At 35.5% G+C, this 16,460-nt stretch carries 15 protein-coding genes; 9 read left to right on the forward strand and 6 right to left on the reverse strand.

What is annotated here, in order from left to right:
- Positions 1-572: 572 nt before the first annotated feature.
- Positions 573-842 carry a hypothetical protein gene (locus tag D0817_RS03440; RefSeq protein WP_127337006.1) on the forward strand — a complete coding sequence of 90 codons (270 nt, stop codon included), beginning with the start codon at positions 573-575 and terminating at the stop codon, positions 840-842.
- Positions 843-924: 82 nt separating this feature from the next.
- Positions 925-2,127, forward strand: a complete 1,203-nt coding sequence (locus D0817_RS03445; RefSeq protein ID WP_127337007.1) for an alpha/beta hydrolase family protein — start codon at positions 925-927, stop codon at positions 2,125-2,127.
- A 199-nt stretch (positions 2,128-2,326) separates the two neighbouring features.
- Here D0817_RS03445 and D0817_RS03450 read toward each other — a convergent pair whose 3' ends face one another.
- The 3 genes from D0817_RS03450 to D0817_RS03460 form a co-directional block, all read right to left on the reverse strand.
- Positions 2,327-2,710, reverse strand: coding sequence for a T9SS type A sorting domain-containing protein (locus D0817_RS03450; RefSeq protein WP_127337008.1), 384 nt, complete (start codon positions 2,708-2,710; stop codon positions 2,327-2,329).
- A gap of 375 nt (positions 2,711-3,085) precedes the next feature.
- The gene (locus tag D0817_RS03455; protein ID WP_127337009.1) at positions 3,086-3,490 is read right to left on the reverse strand and encodes a T9SS type A sorting domain-containing protein; all 405 of its coding nucleotides are present in this window, start codon (positions 3,488-3,490) and stop codon (positions 3,086-3,088) included.
- Positions 3,491-3,961: 471 nt separating this feature from the next.
- Positions 3,962-4,369, reverse strand: a complete 408-nt coding sequence (locus D0817_RS03460) for a T9SS type A sorting domain-containing protein (RefSeq protein WP_127337010.1) — start codon at positions 4,367-4,369, stop codon at positions 3,962-3,964.
- Between the two features lie 449 nt (positions 4,370-4,818).
- On the opposite strand from D0817_RS03460, the gene D0817_RS03465 reads away from it, so the two are divergent.
- From D0817_RS03465 to D0817_RS03475, 3 genes are all read left to right on the forward strand, one after another.
- Positions 4,819-5,691: an AraC family transcriptional regulator gene (locus tag D0817_RS03465; protein ID WP_127337011.1), complete on the forward strand. Its 873-nt coding sequence runs from the start codon at positions 4,819-4,821 to the stop codon at positions 5,689-5,691.
- A 179-nt stretch (positions 5,692-5,870) separates the two neighbouring features.
- A complete protein-coding gene (locus D0817_RS03470) occupies positions 5,871-6,740 on the forward strand; it encodes an alpha/beta hydrolase (RefSeq protein WP_127337012.1) in 870 nt (289 codons plus the stop codon).
- A 124-nt stretch (positions 6,741-6,864) separates the two neighbouring features.
- Positions 6,865-7,380, forward strand: coding sequence for a hypothetical protein (locus D0817_RS03475; RefSeq protein ID WP_127337013.1), 516 nt, complete (start codon positions 6,865-6,867; stop codon positions 7,378-7,380).
- A 68-nt stretch (positions 7,381-7,448) separates the two neighbouring features.
- Here the strand turns inward: D0817_RS03475 and D0817_RS03480 are convergent, their stop codons facing one another.
- The 3 genes from D0817_RS03480 to D0817_RS03490 form a co-directional block, all read right to left on the reverse strand.
- Positions 7,449-8,450 carry a hypothetical protein gene (locus D0817_RS03480; protein ID WP_127337014.1) on the reverse strand — a complete coding sequence of 334 codons (1,002 nt, stop codon included), beginning with the start codon at positions 8,448-8,450 and terminating at the stop codon, positions 7,449-7,451.
- A gap of 162 nt (positions 8,451-8,612) precedes the next feature.
- Positions 8,613-9,581, reverse strand: coding sequence for a TerC family protein (locus tag D0817_RS03485; protein ID WP_127337015.1), 969 nt, complete (start codon positions 9,579-9,581; stop codon positions 8,613-8,615).
- A 230-nt stretch (positions 9,582-9,811) separates the two neighbouring features.
- Positions 9,812-10,825 (reverse strand): glutamine synthetase beta-grasp domain-containing protein, encoded by a 1,014-nt coding sequence (locus tag D0817_RS03490; RefSeq protein ID WP_042563234.1) that lies wholly within the window; start codon positions 10,823-10,825, stop codon positions 9,812-9,814.
- Positions 10,826-11,253: 428 nt separating this feature from the next.
- On the opposite strand from D0817_RS03490, the gene D0817_RS03495 reads away from it, so the two are divergent.
- From D0817_RS03495 to D0817_RS03510, 4 genes are all read left to right on the forward strand, one after another.
- Positions 11,254-13,443 carry a glutamine synthetase III family protein gene (locus D0817_RS03495; RefSeq protein ID WP_127337016.1) on the forward strand — a complete coding sequence of 730 codons (2,190 nt, stop codon included), beginning with the start codon at positions 11,254-11,256 and terminating at the stop codon, positions 13,441-13,443.
- A 273-nt stretch (positions 13,444-13,716) separates the two neighbouring features.
- The gene (locus D0817_RS03500) at positions 13,717-14,895 is read left to right on the forward strand and encodes an AIR synthase related protein (protein WP_127337017.1); all 1,179 of its coding nucleotides are present in this window, start codon (positions 13,717-13,719) and stop codon (positions 14,893-14,895) included.
- Positions 14,896-15,297: 402 nt separating this feature from the next.
- Positions 15,298-15,654, forward strand: a complete 357-nt coding sequence (locus D0817_RS03505) for a hypothetical protein (protein WP_127337018.1) — start codon at positions 15,298-15,300, stop codon at positions 15,652-15,654.
- A 94-nt stretch (positions 15,655-15,748) separates the two neighbouring features.
- Positions 15,749-16,357, forward strand: coding sequence for a GNAT family N-acetyltransferase (locus D0817_RS03510; protein WP_127337019.1), 609 nt, complete (start codon positions 15,749-15,751; stop codon positions 16,355-16,357).
- Positions 16,358-16,460: the final 103 nt, after the last annotated feature.

Raw genomic sequence — 16,460 nt, forward strand, 5'->3', positions numbered from 1 at the left:
TCGTGAGCTCGGCTCTGCGAAGTCTACCGACTTCGTACCCACTCCAATAATACACAAAGAGAATAAAAAAATAATTGGAACGGAATATAGTGACGGGTACGAAGTCGGGGACTTCGCACATGAATACGTTTATTCATAAAAAAAGCATCAGCCACGATTGGTGCTTTTCTGTTTTAATGTAAATCTTTCGTAGTATTTTTTATTGTATATTTAAAATCAAATCTTGAAGTTATAATGAATATTGTAATAGAAAATAAAGGAATAAAAACAGATTCTTTTTATGTGCCGGCTTTTGTTTTGCTAGAAAGCTAAGTGGTTGTTTTGTATTTATTTGGAGGAGGCTACTACTATGATACTGAGATGTTTCTAAAGGATATTTTTTGTGGCAATATAAAACATGAAAATGTTACTACAAATAAAAGAATGATGTTTGTTGATTATTTTAGAGAGTCGAATTTCAGAGATTTTTTTTTCCTTCAAAAGTTAACAGATACGTTAAAAAAGACGCAGATCTAACCAATCCTTTTCTTGTAAAACTGTTTGAAGATAAATATGTTACAAGGGAAACTAAGATGAATAATCTGGGAGGAACCCAACGAAAGCTATTAAGTTTATATGTAGCTTTTTCAAAAACAAAAGATATAATATTTGATTTAGCAGGACTGGATGCTCAAGGAGCTGAGCTTACATTTAAATTGGTAAAAGAAGCAGTAAAAAATGGGGGTTCGGCGATTTTACTTGATAATTTTCCTGATATGAAAGAACATGCATCAAAATACATTCAGTTAGAATGGAATAAGGATAAGTTACCACCTGTAAAAGAATTTAAATTTAACTTATAGAAAAATAGTAGGAGAGTATCTTGCATTTCTTCAAGTGGGAGGGAAGTGTAGAAGGAATATGTATTTTTTTTATTTTAGTGTTATGAAAAACGCGGTCTATTCTCTTCTATTTCTTTTGGTTACGGTATTTGGGTATACTCAGGATAAGCCATTGCTACCAACAGGAGTTATTATCGATTCGGTAAAAGTGGCAGCTGCCCCAACAGAATCTTACGCCATTTATTTCCCTAAAAAATACGATGGAAAAACACCATTGGCAGTGGTTTTTATTTTCGAACCGGCTGCAAGAGGCAGAGAAGGCATTGCGCCCTTTATTCCGGCTGCAGAAACGTACCAATATATTTTGGTATGCTCAAATACATTAAAAAATGGATCCACCCAAAACAATATTGGTATCGCCAATCGATTGTTTGATGCTGTATTGGAAAACTATACGATTGATACTTCACAACTGTATATAGCCGGTTTTTCGGGTGGTGCGCGATTGGCCAGTTATTTCGGGATCTCCACGGGCGTTTTTCAGGGCGTAATTGCTTGTGGCGCTTCTTTTAATGATATGGATAAGTTTATACCGCCTTCTAATAATTTTTCCTATGTCGGCATGGTGGGAGACCGGGATATGAATTATCTGGAAATGACAGAAAACAAAACGTGGCTGGACAACGCAAAGATTGTAAACACGCTTTTTATTGCGCATTACGAACATGCCTGGCCTAAACCGTCTCAAATGCTCCGCGCCTTTGACTGGCTGGAACTTCAGGCCTACAGGAAAAATATAAGACCCAAAAACGACACCGTTCTGAAAAGAATTTATGATTCCAATATGAGAATAGCCGATAGCCTAAAGGCGAATAATGAAATGATCCTTTCGGTGAATGCCTATGAAAGAGGAATTACTTTTTTGAATACAACAGATGATAATTTTATAAGAGCTAAAATTTCCGAAATCAAAAAGTCCAAACCGTACAAAGAGGAAACAGCAAAAACGGAGAAGATAAAGGTTTTGGAAAACGAAATTTTAGATAAACTCTGGCATCGCTTCGACCAGGAATTAAAATCGGCTAAACCTGTGACTAATTTTAAGTTTTGGAAATCTGAAATTAACGATCTCAATGTGATGAAGGCAGACGATAACAATCCATTAACCCAAAATATGGCTGTCCGGATATTAAATTGGTTTCAGGTTTCGGTTTATGAAACCGGACAGGAATATAAACGAAATCAGCAAAATGACAAGTTTGCGTATTGTCAGGAATTGTACAAAATGATTACGGAAACCAATTAAAGAAAAAAGTCAGGCCGTGGCAAAATAAAAAAGAAATTAAATTTGCCACGATTTATGTGGCAAAATAAAACAGAATTAATTTTTGCAACAATTTGTGTGGCAAATAAAAATAAATTAATTTTTTGCCACAGCTTTTTTATTGCATAAAAAAAGACAGCTCTGGAAAAGCTGTCTTTCGCATTTTAATTAAAACCAAAAATTAACGACGGAATGCTGGACTTTCGTTTACAGATTCGTCAAGTTTAACTGTTTTTGATTTCTTAGCTGAAACTGTAATCGCATGTTTTACAATTTTGCCATTCTCATTTACTTCCAAAGTGTAAGTTCCGGCTGGATACGCCTCTAAACTTAATGTTTTTGAAATTTCTAATTCATCCGCAGATGCTCCTGTGTACAATAAATTATTGTTTGCATCGAAGATTGAAAAGCTTGATTTTTCAACAGAGTTTAAAGTAAAGCTAATTACTTTTCCGTTTCCGGTTTTTATATACAAGATATAATCCCCTTTTCCATCAATTGCGTAAGTGAAAACAGTTGTTAAAAATACGGCTACAACTAAGCCCAGTTTAGTAAATTTTGTCATGTTTTTTAAAAATTTTAGTTTTAATCGTGGTGTGGCAAAACTACAAATAGAAATTTGAATTTAATGCAAAAAACGATCTTTTTTAAGGACATAAGTTGCTGAATTAAAACTCTTTCGGAGCTTTGTCTGAGCTATGTACGCAATTACTGGGCTTCTGGATGTTTTAAAAGTGATTTTTTTTAATGCCTTAAAAAACAGTCTTTTAAAATTATTAAGAATAATTTTTCAATTGAAAAAAAAAATGATGCTGGTTTAGTAAAAATAGGGCATAAAAAAACAGCTCGATAACCACAAAGAGCTGTTCTTAAACCATCAGTTTTTACTGTACTAAACTTTTTTTAGCCTCATTTTTTATACTATGCGGGTATAAAAAAATTAACGTGCTGCTACGTTACTGTTTTTATCAAAACCAGCTTTGTAAACAGATGAAAATGCCTTTTTTGATAAAACAGTTGTTTCGTCAGTGATGGTAATTTCGTGTCTCACTTTTTTTACATTATCTTCTACTTCTAAGAAGTATGTTCCTTCCGGAAATTCTTCTAAGCTAAAAGTTCTTAAAATTCCATCTTTACCTGATGCATTCTCAGAATAAATTAGATTTCCTTCGTTGTCATAGATCGCTAAGCTTGCTTTTTTAACCTGGTTAAGTGCAAACGTAATTAGTTTTCCATTCGCTTTCAATACATGAAGATTAAAATCTTCATTTCCGTCAATTGCATAAGAGCTTGTTCCTGCAAAAAGCACTGCACATACTAAACTTAATTTTAAACTTGTTTTCATGATTTTCGTTTTTAAATTAATAGTTCTAATTCTCTGATGCTAAATTACTTATATCTTACAGAATCGTACACAACTCTATTGGCTTATTTCGATGCTATATTCTCATTTACGAAACCGTTGTAGGTTAAAATTTGAATTATATTTATCGTTTTAGTTAATTAGGTTATTATTTTTCAATGTTTCGTTTGAATTAAGAGAATGTAAATTAATCTTATGTTCTTACAAAAAATATCATATGTGAAAAATTTAACCGCAAGGAGCGCGATGAAATAAAAAACGCAAAGTTCGCAAAGCTTATCATTCGTAAACTTTGCGAACTTCGCGTAAACTTTAGCGCCCTTGCGGTTAAAAAAAGGCATAAAAAAAACAGCTCAATAACCACAAAGAGCTGTTTTAAAAAACAATTGAATGTTTTTAAACTTTACTAACTATCTAACCTCATTTTTATACTGTATGCGAGTATAAACTTTTCTAGCGTGTTGCTACGCTTGTATTTTTAGCAGTTGAATCTGCTTTATATGTAGATGAAACTGCTTTTGTAGATAAAACAGATGTTTCATCAGTCACAATAATTTCATGTCTTACTTTTTTTGCACTGTCTTCCACTTCTAAGAAGTACGTTCCTGCAGGAAATTCTTCTAAGCTGAAAGTTCTAAGGATACCATCTTTTCCTGAAGCACTTTCAGAATAAAGTAAAGTTCCGGTTGTATCATATATAGAAAGGTTTGCTTTTTTAACCTGATTAAGAGCGAATGTTATTAGTTTACCATTTCCTTTTAATACATGAAGGTTGAAATCATCATTCCCGTCAATTGCGTAAGTACTCATTCCTGTAAAAAGCACTGCACATACTATACTAAGTTTTAAAATCTTTTTCATGGCTTTATTTTTTTAAATTGTTGTTCTTATTTGTTGATGCTAAATTAGTTCAGTAATACATTTTTTATCACAACTCTATTTGCCAATTTATGTGCTATATTCTCATTTACGAAACCGTTATAGGTTAAAATTTGAATTATTTGAGGCGTTTTTGTTAATTCAGTTGTTATTTTTCAATGTTTTTTAAAAAATCAGCAGTTCTTAAATTTTCCGTATTTCTTACAAAAATGAGATATATGTATAAAAACACCCAATTAAATAAGATTAATAAAAAAATAAGCGCGAAAAAAAATGAGACACAAAAAAATCGGCCATTTGATCGATTATTCTCAAATGCTGATTTTTGAAATATCGTGCTTTATTCTCAGTTGCGAAACCGTTATAGGTTAAAATTTGAATTATTTTAGGTATTTTTGTTAAATTTGCTATTATTTTTTAAAGATTTGATCATGAAGACTATCGCCCCGGCTCTTGAAGTCATCTCTAATACCTACGGAAGCTCTTTTGCTTATACGAAGCATGCTCAAAAAACCAATAGTAAAGCCCATTTATGGCATTATCATCCCGAAATTGAATTGGTTTACATCAATGGTGGCGCGGGAAAAAGACAAATAGGAAGCCATGTTTCCTATTATACCAACGGAAGTCTGATTCTGATAGGTTCTAATCTGCCACATTGTGGTTTCACCAATGAACAAACCGGAAATATTAACGAAATTGTAATTCACATTAAACCTGAATTTTTAGGGAATGACTTTTTTGGAATACCGGAAATGAAAAAGGTTCAGAATATCCTGAGCCAGTCTAAAGCCGGAATCGCTTTTGGCGGGGAAACCAAAAAGAAAATAGGCAAGAAGATCGAAATGATGGAAAAACAACCTCCGTTAGAACGTCTGATGACACTTCTGAGTATTCTGGACGAATTGGAATCTTCAGACGAATATACAGTACTCAACGCCGATGGTTTTTCCCTTGAGCTGAATGCACAGGACAGTGACCGGATCAATGTGGTTTTCAATTACGTAAAAGACCATTTTCAGGAATCGATTGCCATAGACGAAGTTTCGAGTCTGGTAAGTATGACCACACCGTCCTTTTGCCGCTATTTCAAAAAAATATCCAACAAAACCTTTACGGAGTTTGTAAACGAATATCGCCTGGTGCACGCCTCCAAACTTCTGGCAGAGAAACCTATTACTATAAATGAAGTTTGCTACGAAAGTGGTTTTAATAATTTCAGCCACTTTAGTAAGTCCTTTAAACAGTATACCGGTAAAAGCGCCTCGCAGTACCGTAATGAACATAAGATCATTATTAAGTAAAGCCATGTTTAACTACAGGGCTTTTTTTTAACCGCAAGGTTCGAAAAGTTTTTTAAAATCCAGCCTTGCGACCGTTGCGATTAAACCTACTCATTCCTTACTAAAAAAGGCCTCAGATTTTTCATATACTATATTCTAAAAAGTTATATTTACAATCCCTAATCAGAAAAAATATCAATATGAAAAACTTTAAATTTTTAGCGTTTGCATTTTTGTTGTGCATTTCCTCAATGAGTTATGCTGCAAAAGTGGATACTTTACAAATTGCAAGTACAGCTATGGGCAAAACCTACAAAGCCGCAGTTGTACTTCCGGGTTCTTATTTGAAAAGCAAATCGACCTTTCCGGTGCTGTATTTGTTGCATGGTGCTTACGGGCATTTTGGCGATTGGTTAAAAAACACGCCAAACAAAAAATTAGTCCAGGGCTTATCCGACCAATACAATATCATTATTGTGATGCCCGAAGGAGAGACCTTTAGTTTTTATCTGGACAGTCCGGTAAACAAGGAAAGTCAGTTTGAGACTTTTATCACCCAGGAAGTCATTCAGAAAGTAGATAAAACGTACAGAACCATTAGTAACAGAAACGGACGTGTGATTACCGGACTTTCAATGGGCGGTCATGGCGCTTTGTACTTGTCGGCCAGGCATCCTGATTTGTTTTGTGCTGCCGGAAGCATGAGCGGGGCAGTAGACATGAGCGCGATGCTCAACCGGGATTCGTCGGCTCAGGTGATTAAATTGATGCAGCCTGTTTTTGGCGATAAAAGCAGTAACTCTGAATTGTACGAGCAGAATTCTGTATTGGGAATGCTCGATAAAATAAAAGCAAACAAATTGCCTTTAATTATAGATTGTGGTGTGGATGATTTTTTGATAGAACCCAACAGAGAACTACACCGAAGATTAGTCTATAATAAGGTAGATCACGATTACACCGAACGTCCGGGAGCACATACCTGGGACTATTGGGAAAATTCACTTCCGTATCATCTGTTGTTCTTTAATAAAATACTGCTTAGAAATCAGATAGTTGTAAAGAAATAACATTAAAGGACATAATAAGAAATAGTAAAAAGTAATAAAATTTATAACAAATTAACTGCATTTGCTTTTTTTGGTTTGATTTTTGGAATACCTTTATATATAAACCTTAAAATATATATAAATTATGAAAAAGATACTTACCCTTTTCGCAGTTGTTGGATTGATAGCGTTTTCAAGCTGTGAAGGACCAGAAGGGCCTCCGGGACAAGATGGCGGAATTTTACTCCCTTATGTTTATGAAATGAATAATGTTAACTTTGCTGGACCCAATTATGCTGTGACTAGCACACCGACAGGAATGTTGTCGGGAGATAATGTTTTGGTATATGAGCTAGTTAGCACAACGGGAGTAGACAGCTGGGCATTGTTGCCTCAGATATATTACTTTAATGATGGTTTAGAAACTGCTCAATATAACTTTAACTTTTCTAAAAACAGAGTTACGGTTTTTATTGATGGAAGTCTAAGTGATTTATCTCAGTTACCATCTACTTTTAGGTTAGGAAAAACATTCAGGGTTGTTATTATTCCAGGAGATGATGGAGTAAATGCAAAAAAGGTAAAAGCAGATTATTCAGATTATAATGCGGTTATTGCAAAATATAATATTGATGATAGTAATGTTAAGAGCTTAAACTAATTGTTAGACCAAAAAACAAAAAGGAGATCTATGGATCTCCTTTTTGTTTTTTGGTTATTAAAGTTTAATTAATCTATAGTATAGCGTCGTCTAACAGGTTCAGGAATATTTACATTGATAGAAGGGTCAAAGGGTTTTTCAGTTATCGTTATAGATAGTATAATCATTGTATGGCCGTTTATTGGTATTGCCCCATAACCTTCAGTCCTCATTTTTGGATGTAGTGAGACTAGTAACGCTTTTTTTTCAATTATTGGTGAAAATTTAAAAGATATATCTTTTATCGCTTCGACGCCATTATCTGGGGTATAGGATCTTTTGTAATTATCAATCCCATATCTACCAATCTCATTTAAATCTTTTCTTTCACAAGGATCTTGATTTTGATCCCTAAGATTAGGTAATGTAATAATTCCATCATCTTTTAGTTGTACATATACTGTTGGATATCCATCACTGTATTTTTTGTCAATTAAATATCGATTGTCGTGAAATTTAGTTCTAATCGTTATTTCATAAGATACATTTTTCGCAAAGGGGAATTCAATTGAAATTGCAGACCCTCTCTTTTGATTTTCTTCCATGACTCCTCTTCTGGTGTTAACTTTTCTTCCTTTATTACTTGCTATTAAAACTAATGCTCCATAATAAGGATTTTGATGAGGTACTCCAAATCCCCTTACAAGATAGCCATTAATTTGAGGATAAGGATTTGGTCCATATACTCCCAGATCCGTTTCAAAACTTTTACCTGAATCCAAATATCTTGTTATAGTACAGCCGCTTTTTGTAGGATTGTATAAGCCATAATGAAAATTTAAGAAAGTTGATTGTTCGGACGATTTATATGCTGTATTATTATTATCTGAATAGTTTGGAATGTCATATACAAGTATTGGCTTTTTTGGCTTTGAGCCATCAGTTATTTCGGAGATATATTCAATGTCTCCATTAATAATATAGGTTTGTGTAGGATTATTAAGAGCTTGGGTTTTCGAATTAACATCTTCTTTATTGTCACAGCTAATGATAATAAAGGTTAACATAAAGTAAAAATAAATTTTTCTCATGATAAAATTTTTAATTATAATGACACAAAAATAATATTTAATTAGATGTAATCTTACTTTTAAGTGTTAAAATATAAGAATTGTATTACTTTATTTATTTTACAAGTACAAAAAAGGAAATCATTACGATTTCCTTTTTTTATGTATTTATGTTTGAAGAAACTATTCGATATCTAAATCCGTAAGTTCTTTTTCTTTTCCAAATTTTAAAGAAACCAAAATCCCTACCAAAAGTGACAAGGCAATAAACGCCAAAGAAGCCCATTCCGGAACCTGAATAAAATCATGTAAGAGCATTTTTAATCCTACAAAGGCTAGTATGGCCACAAGACTGTATTCTAAATAACTGAATTTTGCCAGCATATTTGCCAGGAAGAAATACATAGAACGCAATCCTAGGATCGCAAATATATTAGAACTGAAAACTAAAAACGGATCTGATGTAATGGCAAGGATAGCCGGAACACTGTCTACAGCAAAAAGTACGTCCATCACTTCAATCACAATCAAAGCTACAAATAACGGAGTAGCTGCTTTTTTTCCTCTTTCGGTTAAAATGAAAAATTTCTGATGATCCATTTCTGAGGTGATCGGAATAATTTTTCCAAGTGCTTTGTAAATAAAAGAATCTTTTGGGTGGAAATCCTCTTCTTCTCCCGAGAATAACATTTTTACAGCTGTAAAAACCAGGAATAAACCAAATACATAGGTTGTCCAGGTAAATTTGTTGATCAGCATTACACCAAAGAAAATCATTAATCCACGGAAAATAACAGCGCCCAGAATTCCCCAGAACAAAACACGATGCTGGTATTTCTGAGGTATCTTGAAGGAAGCAAAAATAATGGCGATCACAAAAATATTATCAACGCTCAAAGAAAGTTCAATCAGGTAACCCGTGATAAATTTCATGGAAGCGACCGACGGTTTCAGGTTATCAGGATTTGCAATATAATCGGTGGTGTACAACCAGTAAATTACGCCCGAGAACAGAAAAGAAAGTGTTACCCAGATCAGCGTCCATTTGCTGGCTTCTTTAGTGCTGATAATATGGGGTGTCTTATTGAAAACTCCCAAGTCTAAAGCAAGAATAAAAACAACGGCTAACAAAAACAGAATCCAGACTATCATGGTATTTTTTTTTAATGATTTACAAAGATAGTTTTTGAATTTTAACTTAAAAATTAAATATTAAGAAACTTACTTCGAAATTCTATAAATAGGGGAGGTTTTAAAAACATTTACCATTTGTTTTGTCAGTTCGGGTGAAGTCGAGAACCTTTTCGCTCAATGTGACATATAGGGATAAAAAAAGTGCCATCAGTTATGATGGCACTTTCGGATATAATGTAAGCGATGAATTATAGCGCTGACTTAACAGTTTTGATAATTCTTGCAGCAATTTTGTATGGATCACCGTTTGAAGCTGGTCTTCTGTCTTCCAACCAACCTTTCCATCCTTTTTGAACAGTCATTAAAGGAATTCTGATTGAACAACCTCTGTCAGAAACTCCATAAGAGAAATCGTGAATAGAAGCAGTTTCGTGTTTACCGGTTAAACGTTGGTCGTTGTAAGCTCCGTAAACCGCGATGTGCTCAGCAGTAACAGGTCTGAAAGCCTCACAGATTCTTTCGTAAGTAGCCTGGTCTCCACATGTTCTTAACACCTCGTTAGAGAAGTTAGCGTGCATACCTGAACCATTCCAGTCTGTATCTCCAAGTGGTTTTGGGTGATATTCGATATAGTAACCATATTTTTCAGTCAAACGATCTAATAAGTATCTTGCAACCCAGATTTCATCTCCGGCTTTTTTAGCACCTTTAGCAAATAATTGGAATTCCCATTGTCCGCATGCAACCTCCTGGTTGATTCCTTCAAAGTTGATTCCTGCAGCAATACATAAATCAGCATGCTCTTCTACTAATTTTCTTCCGTGTGTGTTTTTTCCACCTACAGAACAGTAGTACATACCTTGTGGAGCAGGATATCCTCCAACAGGGAAACCTAATGGCAATAAAGTTTTAGTGTCCATGATGAAATATTCCTGTTCAAATCCGAACCAGAAATCACCATCGTCATCAATAGTAGCTCTACCGTTAGAAGAGTGTGGAGTACCATCAGCATACATTACTTCTGTCATTACCAGCCAACCATTAATACGGGTTGGATCCGGGTAAATTGCAACAGGGACTAATAAACAGTCAGAAGATCCACCTTCAGCTTGTTTTGTTGATGAACCATCAAATGACCAGTTTCCAAGTTCTTCTAATGTTCCTTTGAAATTTTCGTGTTCTTCAACTTTAGTTTTACTTCTAAGATTTTGAGTTGGTTCATATCCATCTAACCAAATGTACTCTAACTTAATTTTAGCCATAATAATATAAATTTATTTTTTTTTGTTTTTTCGCTGGGTCAAATATAGATTTATTTTTTTAGTCCTAAAAATTAGGGGGCTATTTTGTTTAGCGGACTATAATTTTTTGCATAAGCGCAATTTTGAGAGGGGTATATTTTTAAAAAAGCAATTTTTAACACCTATAAAAAATAAATTCGTAATAATTAGGCGTGTTTTTTGAATTTCATGCCCAATCGATTGCGAAAAATTGTTTATTTAATCAGGAATAGTAACATAATTTGTTATATTTCTTCAAATCAAATTCATTATTCTTGGTAAAAAGCCTCTTCTGTTGAAAAATCTTCGCATAAAAATCTGTGATTTATGTTTAAAACAGGGCGTTTTATTGCTTATATTTGTTCCTCTTTTTTTAGTAAAAATTAGTACCAATATTTAAAATTATATACATGTCAACATTACGTTTCCAAGCTTTAAAAGAAGCTTCTACCAGAAAGCCAGTACATTTTGAAGAAATTGACAGAAAGTCAAATATTTTCGGCTTAAATGTGTTTAATGAAAAAGCAATGAAGCAATACCTGACTTCAGATGCTTTAAAAGGAGTACGGGATGCTATTCAGCACGGAACTAAAATAGACAGAAAACTGGCCGATTATATTGCCATGGGAATGAAGGAGTGGGCTCTTGCCAAAGGGGTTACCCATTACACCCACTGGTTTCAGCCATTAACCGGAACCACTGCAGAAAAACATGATGCTTTTTTTGAAACTTCTTATGACGGCAGTGATCCTGTAGAAAAATTTGGCGGAGCACAATTGGTACAACAGGAGCCGGATGCGTCCAGTTTTCCGAACGGGGGAATCAGAAATACATTCGAAGCCAGAGGATACACGGCCTGGGATCCGACTTCACCGGCATTTATCTACGGAACCACATTATGTATACCAACCGTATTTATTGCTTACACAGGAGAAGCATTAGATAATAAAATTCCGTTATTGAGAGCTTTATCTGCAATGGATGAAGCGGCTACAGAAGTATGTAAATATTTTGATAAAAACGTAAAAAAGGTAACTGCGACCTTAGGCTGGGAGCAGGAATATTTTCTAATTGACAAAGCGCTGGCCAATTCCCGTCCCGATTTAGTAATGACAGGAAGAACTTTACTTGGACATACATCAGCAAAAGGACAGCAATTGGACGACCATTATTTTGGTTCTATTCCGACCCGTGCCTTAACCTATATGAGAGATTTAGAGCAGGAATGTATGTTATTGGGAATTCCGGTAAAAACGCGTCATAACGAAGTAGCACCGAATCAGTTTGAGCTGGCTCCGATTTTTGAAGAAACCAATCTTGCCGTAGATCATAATTCTTTATTAATGGATGTCATGCAAAGAGTGGCAGAGCGTCATGATTTCAAGGTGTTATTTCACGAAAAGCCCTTTAAAGGCGTAAACGGTTCCGGAAAACACAACAACTGGTCGCTGGCAACCGATACGGGAGTCAACTTATTGAGTCCGAGCAAGACACCGATGAGCAATTTGCAGTTTTTGACTTTCTTTATCAATACGATTAAAGCGGTAAATGACTACGAAACATTGCTAAGAGCTTCTATCGCAACGGCAAGTAATGATCACAGGTTAGGTGCTAATGAAGCACCGCCGGCCATTATCTCGGTTTTTATCGGGGCGCAGTTGACAAAAGTATTATCAGAGTTAGAAAGTGTGACTACAGGAAAATTATCTCCTGAAGAAAAAACAGATTTGAAACTGAATGTAGTGGGTAAAATTCCGGACGTTCTTCTGGATAATACCGATAGAAACAGAACATCGCCTTTTGCCTTTACCGGAAATAAATTTGAGTTCAGGGCTGTGGGTTCCAACGCCAACTGTTCGAATGCTATGACTACGCTGAATGCCATTGTAGCCAAACAACTGAAAGATTTCAAAACAGAAGTAGATCATTTGATTGATTCCAAAGACATGAAAAAAGATGACGCCATCTTTAATGTTTTAAGAGAATACATCAAACAGTCGAAAAAAATACTTTTCGAAGGGGACGGTTACAGCGACGCCTGGGAAAAAGAAGCAGCAAAAAGAGGTTTAAGTAATTTTAAAACCACACCGGAAGCGATTAAAGCAAAAGTTTCAAAACAAGCTTTGGATTTATTTGGCGAGTTGGGAATTTTAAACCATGTGGAGGCGGAAGCCCGCTACGAAATTGAACTGGAAGAATACACCAAGAAAATCCAGATTGAAGGGCGAGTTTTAGGCGACATTGCCAGAAATCATGTTATTCCGACTGCAATCCGTTATCAGAATACGTTAATTGAAAACGTAAAAGGATTAAAAGAAATCTTCGGAAAAGAGTTTGAGACCATTGCAAAAGAGCAGATTGTTTTGATAAAAGAAATTTCAGGTCATATTGAAGGAATCAATTCTAAAGTTCTGGCCATGACAAATGAAAGAAAAACAGCCAATCAGCTGACCGACGCACAAAAAATGGCAGAGACCTATTGCAATAAAGTAAAACCGTATTTTGAAGATATCCGCAATCACTGCGACAAATTAGAATTATTGGTCGATGACGAAAGCTGGACCTTAACCAAATACAGAGAATTGTTGTTTACAAAATAGTTTTTTTTTAGCCACTAATTGCACGAATTTTCACGAATCTGTTTTTTTGTTTTGTAAATAGTGCGATCTAAAGTAAACTACCTTTTTAAACAATTCTAAAAAGTTTAAACATTCAAAAATCATCCGCTAAGGATGATTTTTGTTTTTCAAAAGAAAAAAATTAGTGAAAATTCGTGTAATTCGTGCCAAAACTTTTTACAATCCACTTACGAATCATTCGAAGAATTAAAAAAAGGGATTATCTTTGCACCACATCAACACAAACTAATTTTCATGAGTTCAGATTCTAGCAAAAGGTACGCACAAAGAGGTGTTTCGGCATCAAAAGAAGACGTACACAACGCCATAAAAAATATCGATAAAGGTTTATTTCCACAGGCATTCTGTAAAATTGTCCCTGATTATTTAACTCAGGATTCAGAACACTGCCTGATTATGCATGCAGACGGAGCAGGAACAAAATCCTCCCTGGCCTATATGTACTGGAAAGAAACCGGTGATATTTCAGTTTGGAAAGGAATCGCTCAGGACGCTTTAATCATGAATATCGATGATTTATTATGTGTTGGTGCTACCGATAATATTTTGCTTTCTTCTACAATAGGAAGAAATAAAAACCTGATTCCTGCCGAAGTGATTTCGGCTATTATCAACGGAACAGAGGAATTAATCAACGAATTAAAATCTTTTGGCGTAACGATTCATTCCACAGGTGGAGAAACAGCTGATGTTGGTGATGTGGTTCGTACCATAATTGTAGACTCTACGGTAACAGCCCGCATGAAACGCAGCGATGTAGTAGATAATGCCAATATTAAAGCTGGTGACGTTATTGTTGGTCTGGCTTCTTTTGGTCAGGCGACTTACGAAAAAAGCTATAATGGCGGAATGGGAAGCAATGGTTTAACATCTGCCCGTCATGACGTTTTCGGTAAATATTTAGCTAAAAAATACCCTGAAAGTTACGATGCGCTGGTGCCGGAAGAATTAATCTATTCAGGTCAGGTAAATTTAACGGATGCTGTAGAAAACAGCCCGATAAACGCAGGTCAGCTGGTACTTTCTCCAACCAGAACCTATGCGCCGATTATCAAGAAAATTTTAGACACCTATACTCCAAACGAAATTCATGGAATGGTGCACTGCAGTGGTGGGGCACAGACTAAGATTTTACATTTCGTTCAGAACTTACATATAATAAAAGACAATTTATTTGCTGTTCCGCCCTTGTTCAAATTGATTCAGGAACAATCAAAAACAGACTGGAAAGAAATGTATCAGGTTTTCAACTGCGGCCACCGTATGGAAATTTATGTACCGGAAAATATTGCACAGGATATTATTGCGATTTCAAAATCATTTAATGTTGAAGCGCAAATCGTGGGCAGGGTAGAAGCAGCTGATGCTAAAAAGCTTACTATTACCAGCGAATACGGAACATTTGAATATTAGTTTTTTTGAGTTGCAAAGGGGCAAAGGTTCAAAGGTACACAGGTTATCGCTGTAGAGGCGCGTTGTAGAGACGCACAGCAGTGCTTCTAACTATTATAGGAGAATTGCCAAATATTTATATATTAATTTATTTCACCATATAAGTACTATAAGTTCATTTAAGAATTAGGCTCAGTGGAGTAAATGTAGAATGATGGAAGTTTAATTTGGATTGGGCAAAATCAGGCTAAATGAATTCAATTGTCAGGCTGAGCGAAGTCAACGGGAAGGCTAAACAAATTCAAATTGTCAGGCTGAGCGAAGTCGAAGCCCTCTTCTTAATTTACAAGACATAGCCTTCATTTAGAATGCCAATGGCTTATATTATCTTATAATCACTAACATGGTAAAAAAATCAAGCATATGTACGAATTACTTTTTTGGAAATATTTAGACGAAATTTACCTGAACCATCACGAAGTGTACGAAGCCCTTGTGGAAGAACAGGAAGTAGAAGGCCTGGAGAAACTTCCGGTGGATGTAATTATGAACCGAATCAGATCGGTATTTTCGCAATGGGAAAAAGTAGATGACAACAGCTGGAAAAACACGGCAGGAAAAGGTGCTTTTCAGGTGATAACAACACCACAAAGCGTACGAATCGACTGCTACGGAACCGAAGGCAAGACCATGAATCAGCTGGTAAGCCTGATGGAAGAATTCAAATGCCCGTTGTACGATCCGCAGGTGCCGGAACGCTATGATGAAATGAGTGAATAATTAAACTTTGCGAAACTTCGTGAATCTCTGCGAAATGGCTTTAAAAAAAAGGCGTGCAAAGATTTCACAGCGCTGCACTACGAACAAAAAAAGTATGAGCACAACATCAAATTTCAATTTCTCAGACCCCGTCATTTTAGAAGATGACTTCGTTTTATTGCGTCCTTTGCAGGAATCAGACGTCGATAATTTAGTAGAAATCTCGATCAACGAACCGGAAACCTGGAAATATTCATTGGTTGGTGCTGACGGAAAAGAAAATCTGATTAATTATATTAAGTCTGCTGTAAAAGAACGAGAAAATAAAAAAGAATTCCCCTTCATTGTTTTCGATAAAAAATCTCAAAAATACGCCGGTTCAACCCGTTTTTACGACATCCAGCTGGACTACAAAACGGTACAATTAGGCTATACATGGTACGGCTCTGCATTCAGGGGAACCGGACTTAACAAACACTGTAAATTCCTGTTATTGCAATTTGCTTTCGAAACACTCGGAATGGAACGTGTAGAATTCCGTGCCGATAATAACAACGAGCGCAGTATTGCCGCCATGAAAAGCATCGGCTGCAAAGTCGAAGGCGTTCTTAGAAGTCATATGCCAACATCAAACAGCGATGTGCGTCGCAATTCGATAGTACTGAGTATTCTTAGAAACGAATGGTTCGATGAAGTAAAAGAAAACCTGAAAAGAAAACTTTAAAACTTTATTTCCGAATCAGTCTGATAGCGAGTTACATTGGTATTACCGTTGAATATTCGTTCCCGGTTTGGAATTAGCACCCGAGCGCCAGCGAACAGGCGAA

It is taken from the genome of Flavobacterium cupreum (genome assembly GCF_003996965.1).
Taxonomy (GTDB): Bacteria; Bacteroidota; Bacteroidia; order Flavobacteriales; family Flavobacteriaceae; genus Flavobacterium; species Flavobacterium cupreum.